This is a genomic window from Corynebacterium sp. HMSC034A01, from assembly GCF_001838175.1.
GTDB lineage: Bacteria > Actinomycetota > Actinomycetes > Mycobacteriales > Mycobacteriaceae > Corynebacterium.
In genome coordinates this window covers 116,116-133,836 of record NZ_KV835979.1, presented here as the reverse complement: position 1 = coordinate 133,836, position 17,721 = coordinate 116,116, and the positions used below count along the sequence as shown (strand labels likewise).

The 17,721-nt window shown below is 66.4% G+C and carries 18 protein-coding genes and 1 tRNA gene; 13 read left to right on the top strand and 6 right to left on the bottom strand.

Annotation, left to right across the window (positions count from 1 at the left end; all coding sequences use genetic code 11):
* Positions 1-325 precede the first annotated feature (325 nt).
* Together HMPREF2791_RS11145 and HMPREF2791_RS11140 are read left to right on the top strand one after the other, a co-directional pair.
* Positions 326-2,044, top strand: a complete 1,719-nt coding sequence (locus HMPREF2791_RS11145; protein WP_070473929.1) for a DIP1281 family NlpC/P60 protein — start codon at positions 326-328, stop codon at positions 2,042-2,044.
* Between the two features lie 18 nt (positions 2,045-2,062).
* Complete coding sequence (locus HMPREF2791_RS11140; RefSeq protein WP_070473927.1) at positions 2,063-3,100, top strand: ferrochelatase; 1,038 nt, start codon at positions 2,063-2,065, stop codon at positions 3,098-3,100.
* Here HMPREF2791_RS11140 and HMPREF2791_RS11135 read toward each other — a convergent pair.
* The gene (locus HMPREF2791_RS11135) at positions 3,097-3,849 is read right to left on the bottom strand and encodes a hypothetical protein (RefSeq protein ID WP_070845323.1); all 753 of its coding nucleotides are present in this window, start codon (positions 3,847-3,849) and stop codon (positions 3,097-3,099) included. The genes HMPREF2791_RS11140 and HMPREF2791_RS11135 overlap by 4 nt on opposite strands.
* Positions 3,850-3,889: 40 nt before the next feature.
* Here HMPREF2791_RS11135 and HMPREF2791_RS11130 point away from each other — a divergent pair, with 40 nt between their 5' ends.
* The 3 genes from HMPREF2791_RS11130 to HMPREF2791_RS11120 are packed head-to-tail and all read left to right on the top strand — an operon-like array spanning position 3,890 to position 6,453.
* Positions 3,890-4,732 (top strand): DUF3097 domain-containing protein, encoded by an 843-nt coding sequence (locus tag HMPREF2791_RS11130; RefSeq protein WP_070473923.1) that lies wholly within the window; start codon positions 3,890-3,892, stop codon positions 4,730-4,732.
* A gap of 20 nt (positions 4,733-4,752) precedes the next feature.
* Entirely contained in the window at positions 4,753-5,181 is a 429-nt protein-coding gene (locus HMPREF2791_RS11125) for an NfeD family protein (RefSeq protein ID WP_070473921.1), read from the top strand.
* On the top strand, positions 5,182-6,453 hold the full coding sequence (locus HMPREF2791_RS11120; protein WP_070473919.1) for an SPFH domain-containing protein: 1,272 nt from the start codon (positions 5,182-5,184) through the stop codon (positions 6,451-6,453).
* On the opposite strand, the gene HMPREF2791_RS11115 is transcribed toward HMPREF2791_RS11120, so the two are convergent.
* Together HMPREF2791_RS11115 and HMPREF2791_RS11110 are read right to left on the bottom strand one after the other, a co-directional pair.
* Entirely contained in the window at positions 6,425-6,994 is a 570-nt protein-coding gene (locus HMPREF2791_RS11115; RefSeq protein WP_070473917.1) for a MarR family transcriptional regulator, read from the bottom strand. The genes HMPREF2791_RS11120 and HMPREF2791_RS11115 overlap by 29 nt on opposite strands.
* 176 nt (positions 6,995-7,170) lie before the next feature.
* A complete protein-coding gene (locus tag HMPREF2791_RS11110) occupies positions 7,171-7,866 on the bottom strand; it encodes a TVP38/TMEM64 family protein (protein ID WP_070473915.1) in 696 nt (231 codons plus the stop codon).
* A 38-nt stretch (positions 7,867-7,904) separates the two neighbouring features.
* Between HMPREF2791_RS11110 and HMPREF2791_RS11105 the strand changes: the two genes are divergently transcribed.
* Positions 7,905-8,465, top strand: coding sequence for a hypothetical protein (locus HMPREF2791_RS11105; protein ID WP_070473913.1), 561 nt, complete (start codon positions 7,905-7,907; stop codon positions 8,463-8,465).
* Positions 8,452-8,724 carry a hypothetical protein gene (locus HMPREF2791_RS11100; protein WP_070473911.1) on the top strand — a complete coding sequence of 91 codons (273 nt, stop codon included), beginning with the start codon at positions 8,452-8,454 and terminating at the stop codon, positions 8,722-8,724. Before HMPREF2791_RS11105 ends, HMPREF2791_RS11100 begins: the two co-directional genes overlap by 14 nt.
* A gap of 213 nt (positions 8,725-8,937) precedes the next feature.
* Here HMPREF2791_RS11100 and HMPREF2791_RS11095 read toward each other — a convergent pair.
* Positions 8,938-9,026: transfer RNA gene (locus HMPREF2791_RS11095), tRNA-Leu, on the bottom strand.
* 109 nt (positions 9,027-9,135) lie between these two features.
* Here HMPREF2791_RS11095 and tetA point away from each other — a divergent pair.
* From tetA to HMPREF2791_RS11075, 4 genes are read left to right on the top strand one after another with little or no spacing between them, the layout of a single operon-like run.
* Positions 9,136-10,698 (top strand): tetracycline efflux ABC transporter TetAB subunit A, encoded by a 1,563-nt coding sequence (tetA, locus tag HMPREF2791_RS11090; protein ID WP_371336030.1) that lies wholly within the window; start codon positions 9,136-9,138, stop codon positions 10,696-10,698.
* Entirely contained in the window at positions 10,699-12,504 is a 1,806-nt protein-coding gene (locus HMPREF2791_RS11085; RefSeq protein WP_070473907.1) for an ABC transporter ATP-binding protein, read from the top strand.
* Positions 12,505-12,525: 21 nt separating this feature from the next.
* On the top strand, positions 12,526-13,059 hold the full coding sequence (locus HMPREF2791_RS11080; RefSeq protein WP_070473905.1) for a YbhB/YbcL family Raf kinase inhibitor-like protein: 534 nt from the start codon (positions 12,526-12,528) through the stop codon (positions 13,057-13,059).
* Positions 13,060-13,069: 10 nt separating this feature from the next.
* The gene (locus HMPREF2791_RS11075) at positions 13,070-13,426 is read left to right on the top strand and encodes a hypothetical protein (RefSeq protein WP_070473903.1); all 357 of its coding nucleotides are present in this window, start codon (positions 13,070-13,072) and stop codon (positions 13,424-13,426) included.
* Here HMPREF2791_RS11075 and HMPREF2791_RS11070 read toward each other — a convergent pair.
* Entirely contained in the window at positions 13,423-14,502 is a 1,080-nt protein-coding gene (locus HMPREF2791_RS11070; protein WP_070845321.1) for a quinone-dependent dihydroorotate dehydrogenase, read from the bottom strand. The two genes, HMPREF2791_RS11075 and HMPREF2791_RS11070, sit on opposite strands and share 4 nt — an antisense overlap.
* 11 nt (positions 14,503-14,513) lie before the next feature.
* The gene (locus tag HMPREF2791_RS11065; protein ID WP_070473899.1) at positions 14,514-15,566 is read right to left on the bottom strand and encodes a YncE family protein; all 1,053 of its coding nucleotides are present in this window, start codon (positions 15,564-15,566) and stop codon (positions 14,514-14,516) included.
* A gap of 70 nt (positions 15,567-15,636) precedes the next feature.
* On the opposite strand from HMPREF2791_RS11065, the gene HMPREF2791_RS11060 reads away from it, so the two are divergent.
* Positions 15,637-16,482, top strand: coding sequence for an undecaprenyl-diphosphate phosphatase (locus HMPREF2791_RS11060; RefSeq protein ID WP_070474054.1), 846 nt, complete (start codon positions 15,637-15,639; stop codon positions 16,480-16,482).
* Between the two features lie 16 nt (positions 16,483-16,498).
* On the top strand, positions 16,499-17,713 hold the full coding sequence (gene mshC, locus HMPREF2791_RS11055; protein WP_070473897.1) for a cysteine--1-D-myo-inosityl 2-amino-2-deoxy-alpha-D-glucopyranoside ligase: 1,215 nt from the start codon (positions 16,499-16,501) through the stop codon (positions 17,711-17,713).
* Positions 17,714-17,721 lie beyond the last annotated feature (8 nt).

Genomic DNA, 17,721 nt, shown 5'->3' with positions numbered 1-17,721 from the left:
AAAGGGATACAAGTTTGTTGCCTTGACGTATGGTTCCCGTATCGGCTCGCGGGTCGATGGTTGTCACACGCAACGCAATGGCACCGTCAGGGCGCTCTAGTCAAGCGCCCGCGAAGGTTCGGGCATGTGGGGAAGCACGCCGAGTACCAGGTTCCAGGGCACTGCTGTGCCAGCCGCGATTCGCGCTGCCGCGTCAGTAGTCAACATCTAGACCGCTCGTGGAACCGCTAGTCACGGTTTTCGCATGCGCTTTGACACCTCGGGTTTTCTTGATCGCCCGAGTGCTGCTGAAGTGTGCGCGGCGAGCGGTGTGAGGAGCACCTTCGTGGCTAATCCACAAAGGGGCACCCGGTTTGCTCGTGCGCGAAATGTGCTCGGCGCTACCGCGTGTGCCGCAACTGTTTCTTTGGCGGCGGGTCTAGTCAGCCCCGCCGCCACCGGTCAGAGTTCCACCTCTGCAATGGGCGAGCTCGTGACCGCTGTGTCCCGCGCTCAAGCCGACGTCGACGCGCTTAACCTGGACCTCGGCGGCCTGCAGGAGTCCGTCAACCAGTCCCTGGTGGACCTCCACGATGCGCAGGTGAAGGCCGAACAGGCCCGCCGCGGCAAGGACGAGGCGAAGCGGCGTCTCAACGAGGCGCAGGAACGTGTCGACGTCCTCCGGGCCGAGCTCGACGAACTGAGCCGTTCGCAATATCGCGGCGCAAGCCCGAGCGACGCCCTCGTCGCCGTCAGCGGCAAGGACACCCAGCGCGACGTGCTGGACCGTTCGCTTTTCCTGAGGCAGCGCTCTGAGGAAAAGCGGGCGAAGCTCGCCGAGGCCGAGCAGGCACGTGCTGAGGCCGCCAATGAGGAAGCCACGTTGCGTGAGGCCAGCGAACTCGCCGACGCGTCCGAGGCGGAAGCTAAGCAGGCCGAGGCAAGCGCGCGTGAGCTTCTCGACGCCAACCGCGCCGCGCTCGAATCCTCCGTCGCTGAGCGCGACGCCGCGCAGTCTCAACTGGACAGTGCGCAAAAGGAGCTGGAGCAGCAGCGCCCGGCACAGGCCGACACTCCAACCGACTCGCAGCCAGACGTGCCAGAGGCGCAGTCTGAAACTGCAGGCAGAGAGCACGCCGAGGCTGCCCCCGACAACGCCATCACTGCCGACCCTTACGCGGCCACCCTGACCGTGTCCAAGGGCGACACCACCTACGAGGTGCCGGAAGAGGTCGTGGACCTGGTGCGTCAGCGCGTCTCCAACGACGCCCCAGAGGCTCCCGAACCCAGCCGCGAAGTCGTGGTGGATGCCGTGCGCACGGTTGCGCAGACCTCCTCCGACAGCGACATCGCCGCGCTGTCCTCCCAGGGCGGCCTGCCGGCGCTGGACAGCGACACGATTGCCAAGGTTGGCGCCGTCGCCGCCGGCATCGCGATGGTGGGCGGCGTAGCGGCGAACCACGGCTCCTTCGACAATTCCAATACGGACACGGCGCAGTTGATTACCGCTTTCGCGGACGGCCTGAACGGCGCTTTGGGCACAGTCGAGCAAACTTCAGACACCGCGGAGTCCGGAGATTCTGCGGATTCCCTCTCCGCGGTGCTGCCAGAGGTCGAGACCGCCGCTGACGTCTCTGCGAAGTCGCAGAAGTCTGTCGCCGCGGTGTCGGATTCCTCCCAGGTGGAGGCTGTGATCGCGCGTGCACAGTCCCAGATTGGCACCCCGTACGTGTGGGGCGGCGGCGACGCCAACGGCCCGACTAACGGCGTCAACGGTGGTTCGGTCTCCGGCTTCGACTGCTCCGGCCTGGTGCTCTACGCGTTCGCGGCTGCCGGCGTGGCACTCCCGCACTACACCGGCTACCAGTACCAGCGCGGCACCCAGATCCCCGCCAGCGAGGCGCAGCGCGGCGACCTGCTGTTCTGGGGCCCGGGCGGTAACCAGCACGTGGCCATCTACCTCGGCGACGGCACCATGATCGAGGCGCCGCAGTCCGGCCAGAACGTCACCATTGCTCCGGTGCGTTGGTCCGGCATGGCTCCGAACGCGGTGCGCCTGCTTTAGCGGGATAAGCTCGAGGGCATGGCTCTCAACGACTACGACGCACTCCTCGTCCTTTCCTTCGGCGGCCCCGAGGGAGAGGACGAGGTTATTCCTTTTCTCGAGAACGTCACGCGCGGCCGCGGCATCCCCCGCGAGCGCCTTGCAGCGGTCGGCGAGCACTACTTCCACTTCGGCGGTGTGAGCCCCATCAACGCGCAGAACCGCGAGCTCATCGCCAACATCGAGGCCGAGCTTTCGGCGCGTGGCATTGACCTGCCTGTCTACTTCGGCAACCGCAACTGGCACCCGTTCGCGGAGGAGACAGCGAAGCAGTTGCTTAACGACGGCCACAGGAACGTCCTCGTCTTCGCCACCAGCGCCTGGGGCGGGTACTCAGCCTGCCGGCAGTACGACGAGGACATCCAGCGCATCCGCGAGGTGACGCCGGAGATCACCTACACCAAGCTCTGGCAGTTCTACGGCCACCCGACGTTCGTCGCGCTTGTGGCAGACGGACTACGAGCGGCCGTGGAGAAAGCGACCGGCGAGACCCGCGTGCTGTTTACCGCGCACAGCGTGCCCACGGTCGCGGACGAGAACTCCGGCGGCCCGGCAGACCAGCACCTGTACTCGAGGCAGGTTGCGGAGGCGGCGGAGCTCGTCGCAAAGCACGCAGGCGTAGACAGTTACGAGGTGGTGTGGCAGTCGCGCTCCGGGAACCCGGCGACGCCCTGGCTGGAGCCGGACGTGGTGGACCGGGCGCAGGAGCTTCAGCGCGAGGGGATGGAGCACCTCATCTGCGTGCCTCTCGGGTTCATCACCGACCACATGGAGGTGGTCTGGGACCTCGACACCGAGCTGAAGCAGGCGTGCGAGGAGATGGGCGTGACCTTAGAGCGCACCCCGACCGTCGGACTCGAGCCAGCGTTCGCGAGCATGGTGGTCGACATCGCCGAGGCTGCCGGAGCAGAAGTCAAGCCTAAAACCTTGTCTGGGGTTACTGTGCAGGGCTGCACTGTCAACGGCGCGCCGTGCAAGGAAGGCTGCTGCGCACCGGTGAAGCGCCCGCAGCGCTAACTCGACCACTCGCGCTGGTAATCCACCACCGCATCGGCCACACCGGCCATGCGGGCGGAACGGACGTGGCGCCACAGCGCGAAAAGTTGGGGGTCGAAGGAGTGGTCGCCCAGACGGTCGGTCACCGTCTCAATCGTTGCCGCAACGCGGTCGGCGCGGGCGAACAGCTTCGCCGCGCGCGGCGTGACGCCGGCGGGAAGCCCCGGGGTGTCGTAAAAGTCCGCCAGCGTGCCCACCGCCAGCCGCGGGTTCGGCAGCTCCTTGCGGGTGCCGCCTGCGGCCTCGATCAGCACCGCCGCTTGCTCGGTCGCGCGCGAGAGCAACTGGTCGGCCTCGCCGGGTGAAAGCCACTCCGGCTCCGGCAGCGGCTCCGGGTCCTCGAACCAGCGCCAGTTCACCCCGCTGCCCGAGTACTCTGGCACCAGGATGTGGTGCATGCTGGTGCCACGCACGACCAGGGCGCCGGCCTGCGTCAGCGCCTCCATCGCGGGCGAGCCGGCCCGAAGGCGCGGCGCCTGGCCTGGGCCCCAGAGGACGAGTCTGACTGCGGGTCCGGGGGTGGTCAGGTCGGCGGCGGAGCGGACGTCGTGAAGCAAATGCGCCATAGGCAGGCTGCCGTACGAATGTGCACCTCCGAGGTCCGTCAGCGCGTCGACAGTGTCGTCGGAAGACTCGACGTTGTAGAGCCAGGCAGCAAGCCAAACGGCGGTGTTCTGGAGGGGTGAATAGACTTCGGCGCGCGTGTGCATCCGGGACAGTGTAACGGGGCCGATACAATGCGGACGCATTATGGGAGATAGCCGGTACAGTGGAGACATTTTCAGCGGACACGCGCGCACGAAGCGCCCGACGTACCCGGAGATGCCGGCAGAGCCCGGCATCATCGTGGAGATTGTGGGCAACGACTTCGTCGGCGCAGTCGTCGAGTTCGAGCGCACGTATGACGGCGACTTCGTGCGTTTAGAGGACCGCTACGGCACGCAGCGGCTGTTCAAGATGCTCCCCGGCGCGTTCATGGTGGAGGGCCAGCGCGTGACGCTGACCCGTTACGTGGCACCGCGCGACGAAGGGCCGAAGAGGTCAAATTCCGGATCGCGCAAGGTGGCCAACGTGAAAGCCAAGGTTGCGATGCCGTCGCGTATCTGGGTCGAAGGTATCCACGACGCCGCGATTGTGGAGCAGGTCTGGGGCCACGACCTGCGCGTCGAGGGCGTGGTGGTGGAGTACCTCGAAGGCCTGGACAATTTGCAGGAGCGTCTCGACGAGTTCCAGCCCGGTCCCGGACGTCGCATCGGCGTGCTGGCGGATCACCTGATTGAAGGCACGAAGGAATCCCGGCTGGTGGAGAACGTCGGCCCGCACGTGCTGGTCACCGGCCACCCCTACATCGACATCTGGGCGGCAGTGAAACCGTCCAGCGTGGGCATCCCCGCGTGGCCGGAGGTGCCCTACGGCGAGGACTGGAAGACGGGCGTGTGCCGCCGCCTCGGCTGGTCGGACCCGAAGGAGGGGTGGCGCCGCGTGTCCTCCTCGGTGAGCACCTTCCGCGACCTGGATTCCACGCTCATCGGGGCGGTTGAGCGGCTGGTGGACTTCGTCACCAACCCCGAATTGTCCAAACACGACCTCTAGACAGATGTAGGGTAAATCACGTGGGACCTTTGCTTTGGTTTTTGGCCGCGGCGTTGTTGGCGCTGCTGGAATTGACCGTGGGCGAGCTGACGCTGCTCATGCTCGGCGCGGGCGCACTGACCACCGCGCTGGTGGCGCTCGGCGGCGTGCCCATGTGGGCGGAAGTCGCCGTGTTCGCCGTCTCGTCCGCGCTGTTCTGGTTCTTCCTGCGCCCGCCGCTGCGCCGCCGGATGGAAAAGCCGCTGGTGTTGGACGACTCCCCGCGGGCGCTCGTGGGCAGCACGGCCGAGGTCGTCGAGGACATTGTGGGTGGCAAGGGCCAGGTGCGTTTCGACGGCTCCCTGTGGTCCGCCCGCGGCCTCGACCCGGCGGAGACCATCCCGGCGGGATCCCGCGTGACCGTTTACGATATTGACGGCCCCGTCGCTGTCGTGTGGAAGGAGCCCTAAATGGGAGGGTTTATCACATTCTTTGTCATCATCGCGCTGGTGGTGGCAGTTCTCACCGCGTCAATCAAGCTGATCCCGCAGGGAGAAGCGGCGGTTATCGAACGGCTCGGCCGTTACACCCGCACCGCGTCCGGCGGGCTGACGTTTCTCGTGCCCTACATCGACCGTGTGCGCGAGCGCGTGGACACCCGTGAGCGCGTGGTGTCCTTCCCGCCGCAGGCTGTGATTACCCAGGACAACCTGACCGTGGCGATCGACACCGTGGTCACGTTCCAGATCAACGACCCGGCCAAGGCGATCTACGGCGTGGACAACTACCTCGTGGGTGTGGAGCAGATTTCTGTTGCCACCCTCCGCGACGTCGTCGGCGGCATGACGCTCGAGGAGACGCTGACCTCGCGCGAGACCATCAACCGCCGCCTGCGCGGCGAGCTGGACGCGGCCACTGCTAAGTGGGGCCTGCGCATCAGCCGAGTGGAGCTGAAGGCGATTGATCCGCCGCCGTCCATCCAGCAGTCCATGGAGATGCAGATGAAGGCGGACCGCGAGAAGCGCGCGATGATCCTCACCGCCGAGGGTAAGCGTGAGTCCGACATCAAGACCGCAGAAGGCGAGAAGCAGGCGCGCATCCTCTCCGCCGAGGGCGAAAAGCACGCGGCCATCCTCGCGGCTGAGGCGGAGCGTCAGGCGATGATGCTGCGCGCCGAGGGTGAGCGTGCCGCCAAGTACCTGGCTGCGCAGGGCGAGGCCCGCGCGATCCAGAAGGTCAACGCCGCGATAAAGTCCTCCGGTATTACCCCGGAGCTGCTCGCGTACCAGTACCTGGATCAGCTTCCGAAGATCGCCAACAACGAGGCGGCGACGATGTGGATGATCCCGTCCCAGTTCGGCGACTCGCTGCAGCAGTTCGCCCGCGCATTCGCCGACAAAGACGACGATGGCGTATTCCGCTACGAGCCGGATACCCCGAACGACCGCGACCGGGAGATGGCCCAGGCGGACAACACCGACCGCTGGTTCGACACCTCCACCGACCCCGAGCTGGCGAAGGCTCTCGCCGAGGCGCGTGCGGTGGCCAACAAGCACGTGGACGACCCGGACCCGACCCAGGATGCGGCCGGTGCTCCCTCCGAGAGCACTGCCTCGACCCGCCGCGAGATCACCGCGGGCGAGCCGGAGCGCACCGGCTTCGAGCAGGACTTCAGCAGCGAAACTGGCGTGTCCGAGCCGGTCTCGCGCCCGGTTACTCGCCCTGACCAGCAGCCCGAGTAATCAGATTCAGCGCGAGCTGCCACCCTGCCTGCTCCGCGGGCCACCCGGCCGCCTGCAACCGCTGGCTCATCGCCTGTTTGGAGATGCCCAGGGTTGCGGCGGCCTCATTTTGGTTCATGCCGCGCCGCACCAGCGACGTCGCCTCGCGCCCCTCGTAGGTGCGTTTGTGCAGCACGTGCGCCAGCAGCGCGAAGGTCGCCGCGATGTCCGTGGCATCAGTCGTCGCATGTTGCCTATCGACGATCACCCGTACCTGGCCCGCCCTCGTCCCGACGGCTTTCGTCGCGGTGGCGGAGGCGTCGCCTGTGGAGCTGTCAGCGTCGCTGATGCCGAGCCCGATGGCCCAGTTGCCGTCCGAAAGCAGCGCCATGATCAAATTCAGCGCAGCCTCGGCGTCCTCGACCTTCGAGCGGATGTCTTCCACTCCGAGCACCTCGAAGCCTGCGACACCGGGCAGACCGCTCAGCGCCTCGGCAGAGCGCTCCACAACGATGGCGCGGGCCTTCTCACGGCCCCGGTACCTCGCATGCACGGCAATCATGGGCCGTAGCGTACTCCGGTCTACCCTTGAGGCTTGACTCCGACACGTAGCCAGTGGGGCCGGGCCCTACAGCCGGATCGTCTAGCGGTTTGCTTCGGTCTGCTAGACGATTCGGAATTGAGCTCGACATTTTCCCAGGTGATATTGAATGCGAGTGTCGATAGCGGGCTGTTCGTCTAGCGGGGATCAGTGGTTGCTAGACGATCAGGTGAGCGGGTCGGCATGCGCGCGTCCAGCACCAGCCCCGCGACGCCGACGACGGCGAGCACCGCCATGACGGCGACGAACACCGGGTCCGCCTCGCCGGTGAGGGTGTCGCCGAACAGGGTGACCAGGATCGTGCCCGGCGCGGACCCCACGAGGGTCGCGAGCGCGAACGGCAGCACCGGCACGCGGGTGAGCGCGGCGGCATAGTTCATTACGGAGAATGGCACGGCCGCGATCATGCGCAGGCTCAAGATGGCCAACCATCCGCGCTCTTCGAGGCGCCGGTTAATCCTCTCCACGGCCGGGTGCGTCAGGCGCGGCTCCACCCAATCCCGCAGCAGCGTACGGACGATGAGCAGCGAGATGACTGCGCTGACCGTCGTCGCCGTCAGCGCGATGAGGATCCCGCGGGCGGTGCCGAACAGGATGCCGGCGGAAACCGTCATCAGGGTCCGCGGGATGGGGAACTGGGTGATCAGCACGTACAGCAGCCAGAACAGGACGGGGAACCAGGCACCGGTCTGATCAGACCAGGTGCGGAGGGTCGAAAGCGGGGGGACGTCGAGAAGCATCCATGCTGCGACGAACAACGCACCGGCCGCAACGATGAGTGCGATCCGGTTCCGGGGTGCCTTCCGCAAACGATTCACCCCGCTATCTTCCATCGGCCGGTAGTCTGGAACCAACTTGAGGAGGGGGGCTCATGAGAGTCGGAGTGTTTCTACTTTCACTGACATTGACACTCCTAGGAATCTGGGTGGCGCCTGGATTTTTAGGCCTGGCATATCTGTTCTGCGGCACCGCGCTTGTCATCGGCTGCGTGGCGGCCACGCAGGTGCCCGACGGAAGCGTCGCACGCAAGGTGGGAGCCTGCGGTCTCGTAATCGCAGCAGCCGCGACCCCGTGGGTACTCCCAATTGCGGAGGGGTTGCCCGCCGGCGCCGGTATCGTGCTCGGCCTTTTCGGTCCCGCTGTCTCATTCTTGGCCCTTGCCTGGGCCTACTTGCTTGCGCGACGCAGCAAACTATGGCACTTCCTTGCAGCGCTGGGGCTTGCAATTGTGCTTGCCGTGGCGCCGCACAGAGTGATGATTCGTATCGCTCACCTACTCTGGGAAAATCCGCTGATTGGGTATCTCTGGGCCGGAATGGTCTTCGCCATCGCGATAGCGTCTTTCCTGCTTGTCGTGTGGCTCAACCGCAGAAACCAGAAACGTCGTGCAGGAACTGATCATCGTTCGGAGGCGGCCCATGGACCGAACTGAGTACGACAACATCTCAGTCGTTGTGTTTCTGCTTTCGCTGCTCATCGCCATCGTGGCGTTGTGGGTCGACGATGAGTCCGCAGAGCTGGCCCTCGCGGCGAGGGCACTGGCGGTGGTGATCGGCTGCGCGGCGGCCGTGCGCGCCGGTGAGAAGCGGTCAGCGCGCATCGTGATTGCCTGCGTGATCGTCGTAGTCGCAGTGGTGGTGCCAGGGCTGGTGTCCGCACCTGAATCGGAGACACCGGGGATAGTGTCTTGAACGGGCCAGGCTGGTCCTAGGATCTTGCCCCTGAACGCACATTCCAGGCTGGCGAGCGCGGAGTACTCAAGGAGAGTGCTGGACGAACCGGACCTCAAGCGTGGGCGCGACCTGGGGTTTGCAGGTGCCCTTGGCTTGAGGTCTGGGTTCTACTCCACACATTGAAAACAAAAATCTCGAGACACCGTAGGAACGATGTCTCGAGACAACACATGGTGCCCGGAGGGGGACTTGAACCCCCACGTCCGTTAATAGGACACTAGCACCTCAAGCTAGCGCGTCTGCCATTCCGCCACCCGGGCTTTGGGTGTTTGTTCAGCCTCTCGGCTGGGCACTCGCATAACTATAGGGCGGGGTGATTGAACCGCCAAATCGCCAGTACAACCCTGAAAATTTGCTAGATTTTCCAGAATGATGCCACCGCCGCGCAGAATGAAGACGTATAGCTGGTTCGTCCCGCCCGCGCCGCCAGCGGATGATCCGGCACGGCTCCACCCGGTGCGCTGGAGCAGCGGGAACCGCGTGGTCAGGGACATGGTTGGCGCATATCCGGGTGTGTTGGCGCTGCACATTCTGAGCTACCTCATCGGCTCCGGTATCGCAGCCTTTGTGCCGGTGGTGGTGGGCATGATCGTGGACGGTCTAGTGGAAGCAGACACATTCAACGCGTGGTGGCTCTTCGCAGTGCTGGTCGGCATCTTTATTGTCCAGTTCGTCGGCGAGGCCACCGGCGACGGCCTGGCCACAGCCTCGGTGCGCCGGGTGACCCACAACGCGCAGCAGCACCTGTCCTCGGGTGTCCTGCGCCGTGGGGCGGGTGCGATGAGCCCCGGCACGGTGCTCAACACCATCGACGCGGATGCGAACACTGTCGGCCGCTACCGCGAGCTGCTGTCGTTTCCGCTCATGGCCATCGGCTATGCGGTCGGAGCGATGGTGGCGATGTGGTCGGTTTCCCCGTGGATCTCCCTGGCGATCCCGGCCAGTGCGCTCATCATCGCCCTGTTTGCTGCGTGGACCGCGGGGCCGGTGACGCGGGTGTCGCTGAAGCGCCGCGCCGCGGAGGCAGATGTTGCTGGCTTGGCCACGGATGCGTCGCAAGGCATACGCACTGTCAAAGGCCTCGGGGCGGGCGCAACCGTGGCCGGGCGTTTTCATACGGAGACAGCCGAGGCGAAGCGGTTGATGCTCACCCACCTGCGTGTGGAGGTGTGGTTGGGTTTTGCCAGGTTCTGCGTGGCGTGGCTGTGCAACCTGGCGATTGTGGGCTTGAGCGCGTGGATGACGCTGAACGGCGAGATCACTCCGGGGCAGTTGACGTCGGTGGCGCTTTTGGTTCCTCCGGCATTGAACATGGCGGGCTTCGCGTTCGGCGATCTGGCCAGCGGGTGGGGCAGGGCCGTCGCGAGTGGCCAGCGCATCGAGCAGCTGCACCACGCGGGCGACGACACCGCGGGGCCCGAGCTAACAGACACACCGGTCCCAGGCGCGGGGCTGTGGATCCTCGCGCCGGCGGAGCGCTCCTACGCCACAGCCGCCGCGTGGGCGCAGCGCGACGACGTACTGTTCCCGCCGCACACCGTCAACGTGTTTGAGGGCACCATCGCAGACAACGTGAATCCGCGCGGGGATGTGCCGGAGGACGCGGTCAAGCAAGCGCTCGCCGCCGCCCACTGCCAGGACATCCTCCGCAGGCTCGGCGGTATCAACGAAGCAGGCGAGTTGCCGGACGCGCCGCTGGGGGAGGCCGGCCTGAACCTTTCCGGCGGGCAGCGCCAGCGCGTCGCGCTTGCCAGGGCGCTCGCCGCCGACCCGGAGGTGCTCATCCTGGACGATCCGACCACTGGCCTCGATTCCGTGACACAGGCGGACGTCGTGGCAGCCGTCGCCGCGCTCAGGGCAGACAAGAGCACCGTGGTCATCACCGGAAACGCCGCGTGGCAGCACGCCGGCACCGCATTGGAGGTGGCGTAGATGCGGCGCGAGTACGAACGCACTGACGCGGTCGCCCCCGCGAGCGTGAAGGAGACCTTCGCGTACCTGTCAGCGCTACCCAACGCTCTGGACAAGCCCTGGTGGGCAGGTTTGCTGATCATCCAGGCGCTGATCGTCGCCGTCTACACCACGCAGTCGAACCTGTTCGGCCGCAGCGTCGACCCGCTCACCGGCGGATCAGTGCCACTGCTGGGAACCGGCACCCGCGCCTTCGTTTTGACCGTCGGCCTGGCGCTGGTCTGCATGCTCGTCGAGATGTTCTTGCGTGCCCTCGGCAATTACGTAGTGGGCCTCAAAGTCGCACGTGCGTCCATCGACCTGCGCCGACGCTGTCTCGACGCGATCCTGCGCGCACCGGTGCCGCGGGTGATGGAGCTCGGCACCGGCAACGTCATCACACGCATGACCAAGGACATCGACGACGTCGTCCAAACCGTCACTGCCATCGGTTCGCGCGTGCTCACCACCGTGTTTGTTTTCCCGATCACGTTCATTGGGCTCTTGCTTATCGACGTCCGCTTCGCCCTGATCCTGCTTCTGATCTGCATCTGCACCTACCCGTTTGCCCGCGCGGTGGTCCGCGCTATCCCGGATGCCTCCAATGCGGTGAGCGTGGCGGAGGCGCGTCGCAACGCAGTGCTGCTGGACACCGTCCGGGGCTTGCCCACGCTGCGCGCCTTCGACCTGGAGCGCTGGGCGCTGGCCCGGATGCGGCGGACCTCTTGGGGCGCGGTGGAGGCGGAGATGGACCGCGTGCCCTGGTTCATCCGTTTGATGGGCATCGGCCAGGTCGCCTTCGCCGCGTGGGTGCTGCTCACGCTCGGCGTCGGCGCGTGGCTCGCGTCGGCCGGCGCCGTCACCCCGGGCCAGGCGAGTGCTGCGGTGTTCATGGTCATCCGCGCAGAGGTCATGGTGTTCAACGCCCTGTTTTTCGTCGGCGAGCTGCAGGGCGCGGCCACCGCAGTGGGCCGCGCGGTGAGCCTGGCCAAGCTCGCGGACGGGCGCGAAGCCACGGCCGTTCCAGAGGACTTGGCGGAGCCGGTGGACGTGGAAGTCGACCACGTCTCGTTTGCGTACCCGGGAGGCGCCAACGTGCTGGACAACCTTTCCGTCACGCTCGAATCGGGAACGACCACGGCGCTGGTTGGCACCTCGGGTGCAGGCAAGTCCACGCTCGCCGCGCTCATCGCCGGGCTGGTGGAGCCCACCGCCGGTAGCATCCGGGTAGGCGCAGTAGATACCTCGCAGGTCAGCGACACGTGGACCACCAAGAACGTCACCCTGCTCACCCAGGACGTCCACTTGTTCGCCGGCACCCTGCGCGAGGACCTCTCGATGGCTACGCAGGGTGCGACCGACGCGGACCTGCTGCGTGCGCTGGCAAGCGTCGGGATCGACCCCGAAGGCACCCAGTTCGCACGCCTGTTCCCGAAAGGGCTGGACACCGCCGTCGGCGCGGGCGCGGAGGACCTGCCCCCGGAGGTGGAGCAACAGCTCGCGCTCGCACGCGTGGCGCTTTCGGGCCCGAAGGTGCTCATCCTGGACGAGGCCACGGCGGAAGCCGGCAGCGACGCCACCAACGCGCTGGAAGACGCCGCCGCGAGGATTACCGCGGACACCACGGCGCTGGTGGTGGCGCACCGCCTGGACCAGGCGGCGGCCGCGGACCGGATCCTGGTCATGGACGCCGGGCGCATCATCGAGGACGGCACCCACGCCGAACTCGTCGCCGCTGGCGGGAGATACGCGCAACTGTTCGCAGCATGGAGTGGCGGCGGTCACTAGCTCTCCGGTAGGAATGGGGACATGACTGCTAACTACGTTTCCGACCGTTTCCCCGGCCCCGACCCGTACGCCCCGCTTACGGACGTGCCGTCTTTCGACATCGCCTCCGAGGACATCGTCGACGGCGAGCGCCTCGCCGATACGCTGGCCGGCGATAACGCCGCCAGCCCGCAGCTGTCCTGGTCCGGTGCCCCGGAGGGCACCAAGACGTACGCTGTGACCTGCTTCGACCCGGACGCGCCGACCGCCTCCGGTTTCTGGCACTGGTCCGCGTTCAACATCCCGGCTGACGTCACCGAGCTGCCCGCCGGTGCGGGTGCGAAGGACGACCTCGGTGTCGGCGCGGTGGTGCTTACCGGAGACAGCGGCGTGCAGGGCTACTACGGCGCGAACCCGCCGGCCGGCCACGGCCCGCACCGCTACCTGTTCGCCGTCCACGCGGTGGACACGGAGCTGCCCGCGGACCAGATTGCCAACCCCACCCAGCTGGGGTTCAACCTCAACTTCCACTCGCTGGGCCGGGCAATCATCTGGGGCTGGTACGAAAACCAGTAAGATTTTCTGAATGGTTCCAGTGCAACTCCGCGTCGGCGGCGCGTTCATGGGCATCGCACTCGTGCTCGTGCTCTACGCCGTGCTGGCGCTGCTTCGAGGCGACGCCGCGTTTCCCGTCACCCCGCAGGTGCTCTCCGTCATCGCTGCGGTGGCAATCGTCGGCGCCTTCGCCACCTACAACACCAAGCAGGAAGGCTCGCGCACCCAGGTGGGGGCGCTGCTCGCGGCTGTGGTGCTCATCGGGCTCGGATTCATCGCCCCCGACACTGCGCTGATGTCCACCACACCGTTCTGGCTGATCGGCTGGGCGCTCGCCGCCGGACTCTGCGCGGTGGTGCTGCGCCGCAGCGCAGCCGGACACGCCTAGAGCGCTTTCCACTCCAGACCGCTGCCCACAGCCTGCTCAATCGAGTCCAGGCCGTGGGCTTTGATCTGCGCGGCGATCCCGCGGTGGATGCCGCGGATCCAGCCCAGCCCGCCGTAGATGAACGGGGTGTAGCCCTGCAACAGGCTTGCGCCCGCGGCGATGCGCTCCCACGCCTGCTCGGGCGTGGAGATGCCGCCGACGCTGACCAGCACCAGCTTGTCGCCCACGCGCTCGTTGAGGCGTTTGAGCACCTCAAGCGAGCGTTTCTTCAACGGGGCTCCGCTGATCCCGCCCGCGCCCATCTTCTCCACCTTGGCAGCGGGAGTCTTCAGCCCGTCGCGGGAAATGGTCGTGTTCGTGGCCACGATGCCGGCCAGGTCCAGCTCCACGGCGAGGTCGGCCACGGCGTCGATGTCCTCGTCGGAAAGGTCCGGCGCGATCTTCACCAGCACCGGGGTGGTGGTGGACTTCTTCACCACTTCGAGGATCGGGCGCAGCTCTTCCACCGCCTGCAGGTCTCGCAGACCCGGCGTGTTGGGGGAGGAGACGTTGACCACCAGGTAGTCCGCCAGCTGCCCCAGAAGTGTCGCGGTGGCGCGGTAGTCCGCCACGGCGTCCTCGGAGGTCTTGTTCTTGCCGATATTGATTCCCACCACGTCGCGTGAGCGCCGTGCTCGCAGGTTGTCGGCGACGGTCAACGCGCCCTTGTTGTTGAAGCCCATCCGGTTCAAAATCGCCTTGTCCTCCGGCAGGCGGAATAGGCGCGGAGTGGGGTTGCCCGGCTGGGACTTCGGGGTCACGGTGCCCATTTCGGCGTAGCCGAAACCGACTGCGCCCCAGGCGTCGATCGCCTCTGCGTTCTTGTCAAAGCCGGCCGCCAACCCCAGCGGGGCGGGGAAGTCCACGCCGAAAACGGTCTGGCGCAGCACCGGGTCGTGCACGCGCACAGCCTTTTCCATGACGCGGTTGACCGGGGTTGCTAGGTGCAGCGTCTGCAGGGCGCCGCTGATGATGCCGTGGATGCGCTCCGGTGGGAGCAGGAACATGAGCTTGAGTGCGCGGTCGTAGAGCGTCATGGGTCTATCTCCTAGTTGCTCTCGGTCTGGTCGGCGGGGGAGACGATCTGGATGCCGTCGCCGGATGCGGAGGCGGCGACCACGGTGCCGTCGTCAAGCGTAATGATGCTCTGGGCATCGGCAACGGTGGCGAAGTGCTTTCGCTTCACCGGAATGCCCTGGGAGATGTCGTAGCCGGTGGCGGTGTTGCTGGCCAGCGAGCTGACCCAGGCGAGGCGCTGTGCGGTATCCCACGCGGCGTCCCAGGGCGCGTCCGGCACGGGCGCGGACTGCTGGAGGCGGATGATGTCGTCGGTGGTGTAGACATGGATTTGGTTGCCGGTGGAATCAGCGGCCAGCACCAGCCCGTGTTCGCCGCCGCGCACCTTGCCCACGCCCAGGCCGACGCGCAGGGTGCCGCCCTGGCGTGAGCCGTTCCAGTCGATGTCCTGGATGGTGGTGTCGAAGCGGTTGGTGCGCACCACCGAGTCGCGCTGTCCGTCCACCTGCACAGCCTGCAACTGGTCGGTTTCGCGTGCGACGTCGATGGTGTCTTTCAGCTCGCCGTCTTCGAAGACCCAGACCTCGCGCTCAGTGTCGCTGCCGGCAAGCACCTCGCCTGTCGACGCCACCGTGGCCACCGTGACCGGCTTATCCGTCGAGATAGTCTCCTCCCGGTCGCCGAAGAGCTTGATCTCGCCTGCGCAGGCCACCGCGAAAGTGCCGGCGTTGGCGGAGGCTTCGCCGCAAGAGGAATCGAGCTCGTGTCGCGCGGCTTTATCCTGCTGGATCTCGTCGAGCGTGCCGATCGTCAGAGCGTCGCCGGAGCGCACGCCGATGCGTCCGTTGGTCTCGTCTAAGTCGTGCACTGACTCGAAGTCCACCACCACGCCCGCCGGGTCCGACGACTGCGGGGACTGCGCAGGCTCAGCGCTGCCCATGTTCGCAGCGGCCTCACCGCCGGCTTCCTCGATCTTGGCGGAAGGAGACGCGCCGCAGGCGCTCAAGGCCAGGGCAGCTGCAACGGCGCCGGAGGCCACAGCGATGCGGAAGCGGGAATTGGGGGTAAACAGACGAGCATTCACAAGGTCAAAGCCTAGCAACGCGCCCGTCGCGCACCGCGATGGCTAAGCGGGCGGGGTAGTGTCTTTCGCCATGACTGATCCCGCCACCACAATGTCCTGGGTCCAGGTGATCGTCCTGTCCGTCGTCCAGGGCCTCACTGAGTTTCTGCCAGTGTCCTCCTCAGGCCACCTGCGCATCGTTTCCCAACTGTTTTGGGGCGAAGATGCGGGCGCCAGTTTCACCGCTGTGATCCAGCTGGGCACCGAGCTGGCCGTGCTGGTGTTCTTTGCCAAAGATATCTGGCGCATTCTCACCGCGTGGTTCGCCGGCCTCGCGGACAAGTCCAAGCGGAACTTCGACTACCGCATGGGCTGGATGGTCATCGCCGGCACCATCCCAGTCGGTCTCGCAGGCGTGCTGCTCAAGGACTTAATCCGCGAGAACTTCCGCAACCTCTGGATCACCGCCACCGTGCTGATCCTGTTTTCCCTGGTGTTCATCTTGGCCGAGCGCCGCGGCAAGAAGACCCGCGGGTTCGAGGAACTGACCATGAAGGACGCGGTTGTCATGGGCCTGTGGCAGTGCCTGGCGCTCATCCCGGGTGTGTCTCGCTCCGGCGGCACCATCTCCGGCGGCCTGTTCCTCAACCTCGACCGCGAGGTCGCCACCCGTTTCTCCTTCCTGCTGGCCATCCCGGCCGTGCTGGCCTCTGGGCTATTCTCCCTGCCTGACGCCTTCAACCCCCAGGCGGGCCAGGCGGCGAGCGGTCTGCAGCTGTTGGTCGGCTCCGGCATCGGCTTCGTCGTGGGCTACATCTCGATTGCGTGGCTGCTGAAGTTCGTGTCCAACCACTCCTTCGCCTGGTTCGCCGCCTACCGCATTCCGCTGGGCCTAGTCGTCATGGCGCTGCTCGGCACTGGCGTGATGGCCGCGTAGTTGTAGGGTTGTCCGCATGCATGCATGGCCTGACCCGTCCGTACCCGCAGTTGCTGGCACCCCGGTGCCGCTGAAGCTTTTTGATACCGCCGATCAGCGCGTCAAAGAAGTAGACACCACCCCGGATGCGAACGGGGAGGTGGGGATGTACGTCTGCGGTATCACGCCGTACGATTCCACCCACCTCGGCCACGCCGCGACGTATCTCACCTTCGACCTGGCGCAGCGCCAGCTCATCGCCAACGGCCACACAGTCCACTACGTGCAGAACATCACCGATGTGGACGACCCGCTGTTCGAGCGCGCCGAGCGCGATGGCGTGGACTGGCGCGAACTGGGGCAAAGCCAGATCGACCTGTTCCGCAGCGACATGGAGATCCTGTCCGTGATCCCGCCGCGCGACTACATCGGTGCGATGGAGTCCGTGGACGAGGTGATCGCGATGGTGCAGCAGCTGCTCGACGCCGGCGCGGCCTACGAGCTCGACCAGGGCGACATTTACGCCTCCATCGACGCCACCGCGCAGTTCGGGTACGAGTCCAACCTTGACCGCGCCACCATGGAGGAGTACTTCGCGGAGCGCGGCGGCGACCCAGACCGCAAGGGCAAGCGGGACCCCCTAGACGCTTTGGTGTGGCGCGGCCACCGCGAGGGCGAGCCGGCCTGGGACTCGCCGTTCGGCCCGGGCCGCCCGGGCTGGCACGTGGAGTGCTCCGCGATTGCCACTAACCGCCTGGGCGGGCACTTCGCCATCCAGGGCGGCGGTTCCGACCTGGCGTTTCCGCACCACGAGTTCTCCGCGGCGCACGCCGAGGCCGCGCTGAAGGTCGAGCGCATGGCCGGCCACTACGTCCACGCCGGCATGATCGCGCTCGACGGGGTGAAGATGTCCAAGTCCCTGGGCAACCTCGTGTTCGTGCACAAACTCTCGGAAGCGGGCCACGATCCGTCGGCGATCCGCCTGGCGGTCTTTTCAGGCCACTACCGCGAGGACCGGGACTTCTCCGACGCGATCCTCGCCGAGGCCGAGGAGCGCCTCGCGCGTTGGCGCGAGCAGCTCTCCGGCGATGTCAGCGAAGCGGAGGCGACGGATGTCGTCGATAAGCTTCGCGCGATTCTTGCGGACGATCTGAACACCCCGGAGGCACTTTCGCTTCTCGACGGCGCGGCCGGCGACTGCAACCAGATCATCGCCACCGCCCTCGACGGGCTGCTCGGGGTGCGCATTTAGCGCGCCTC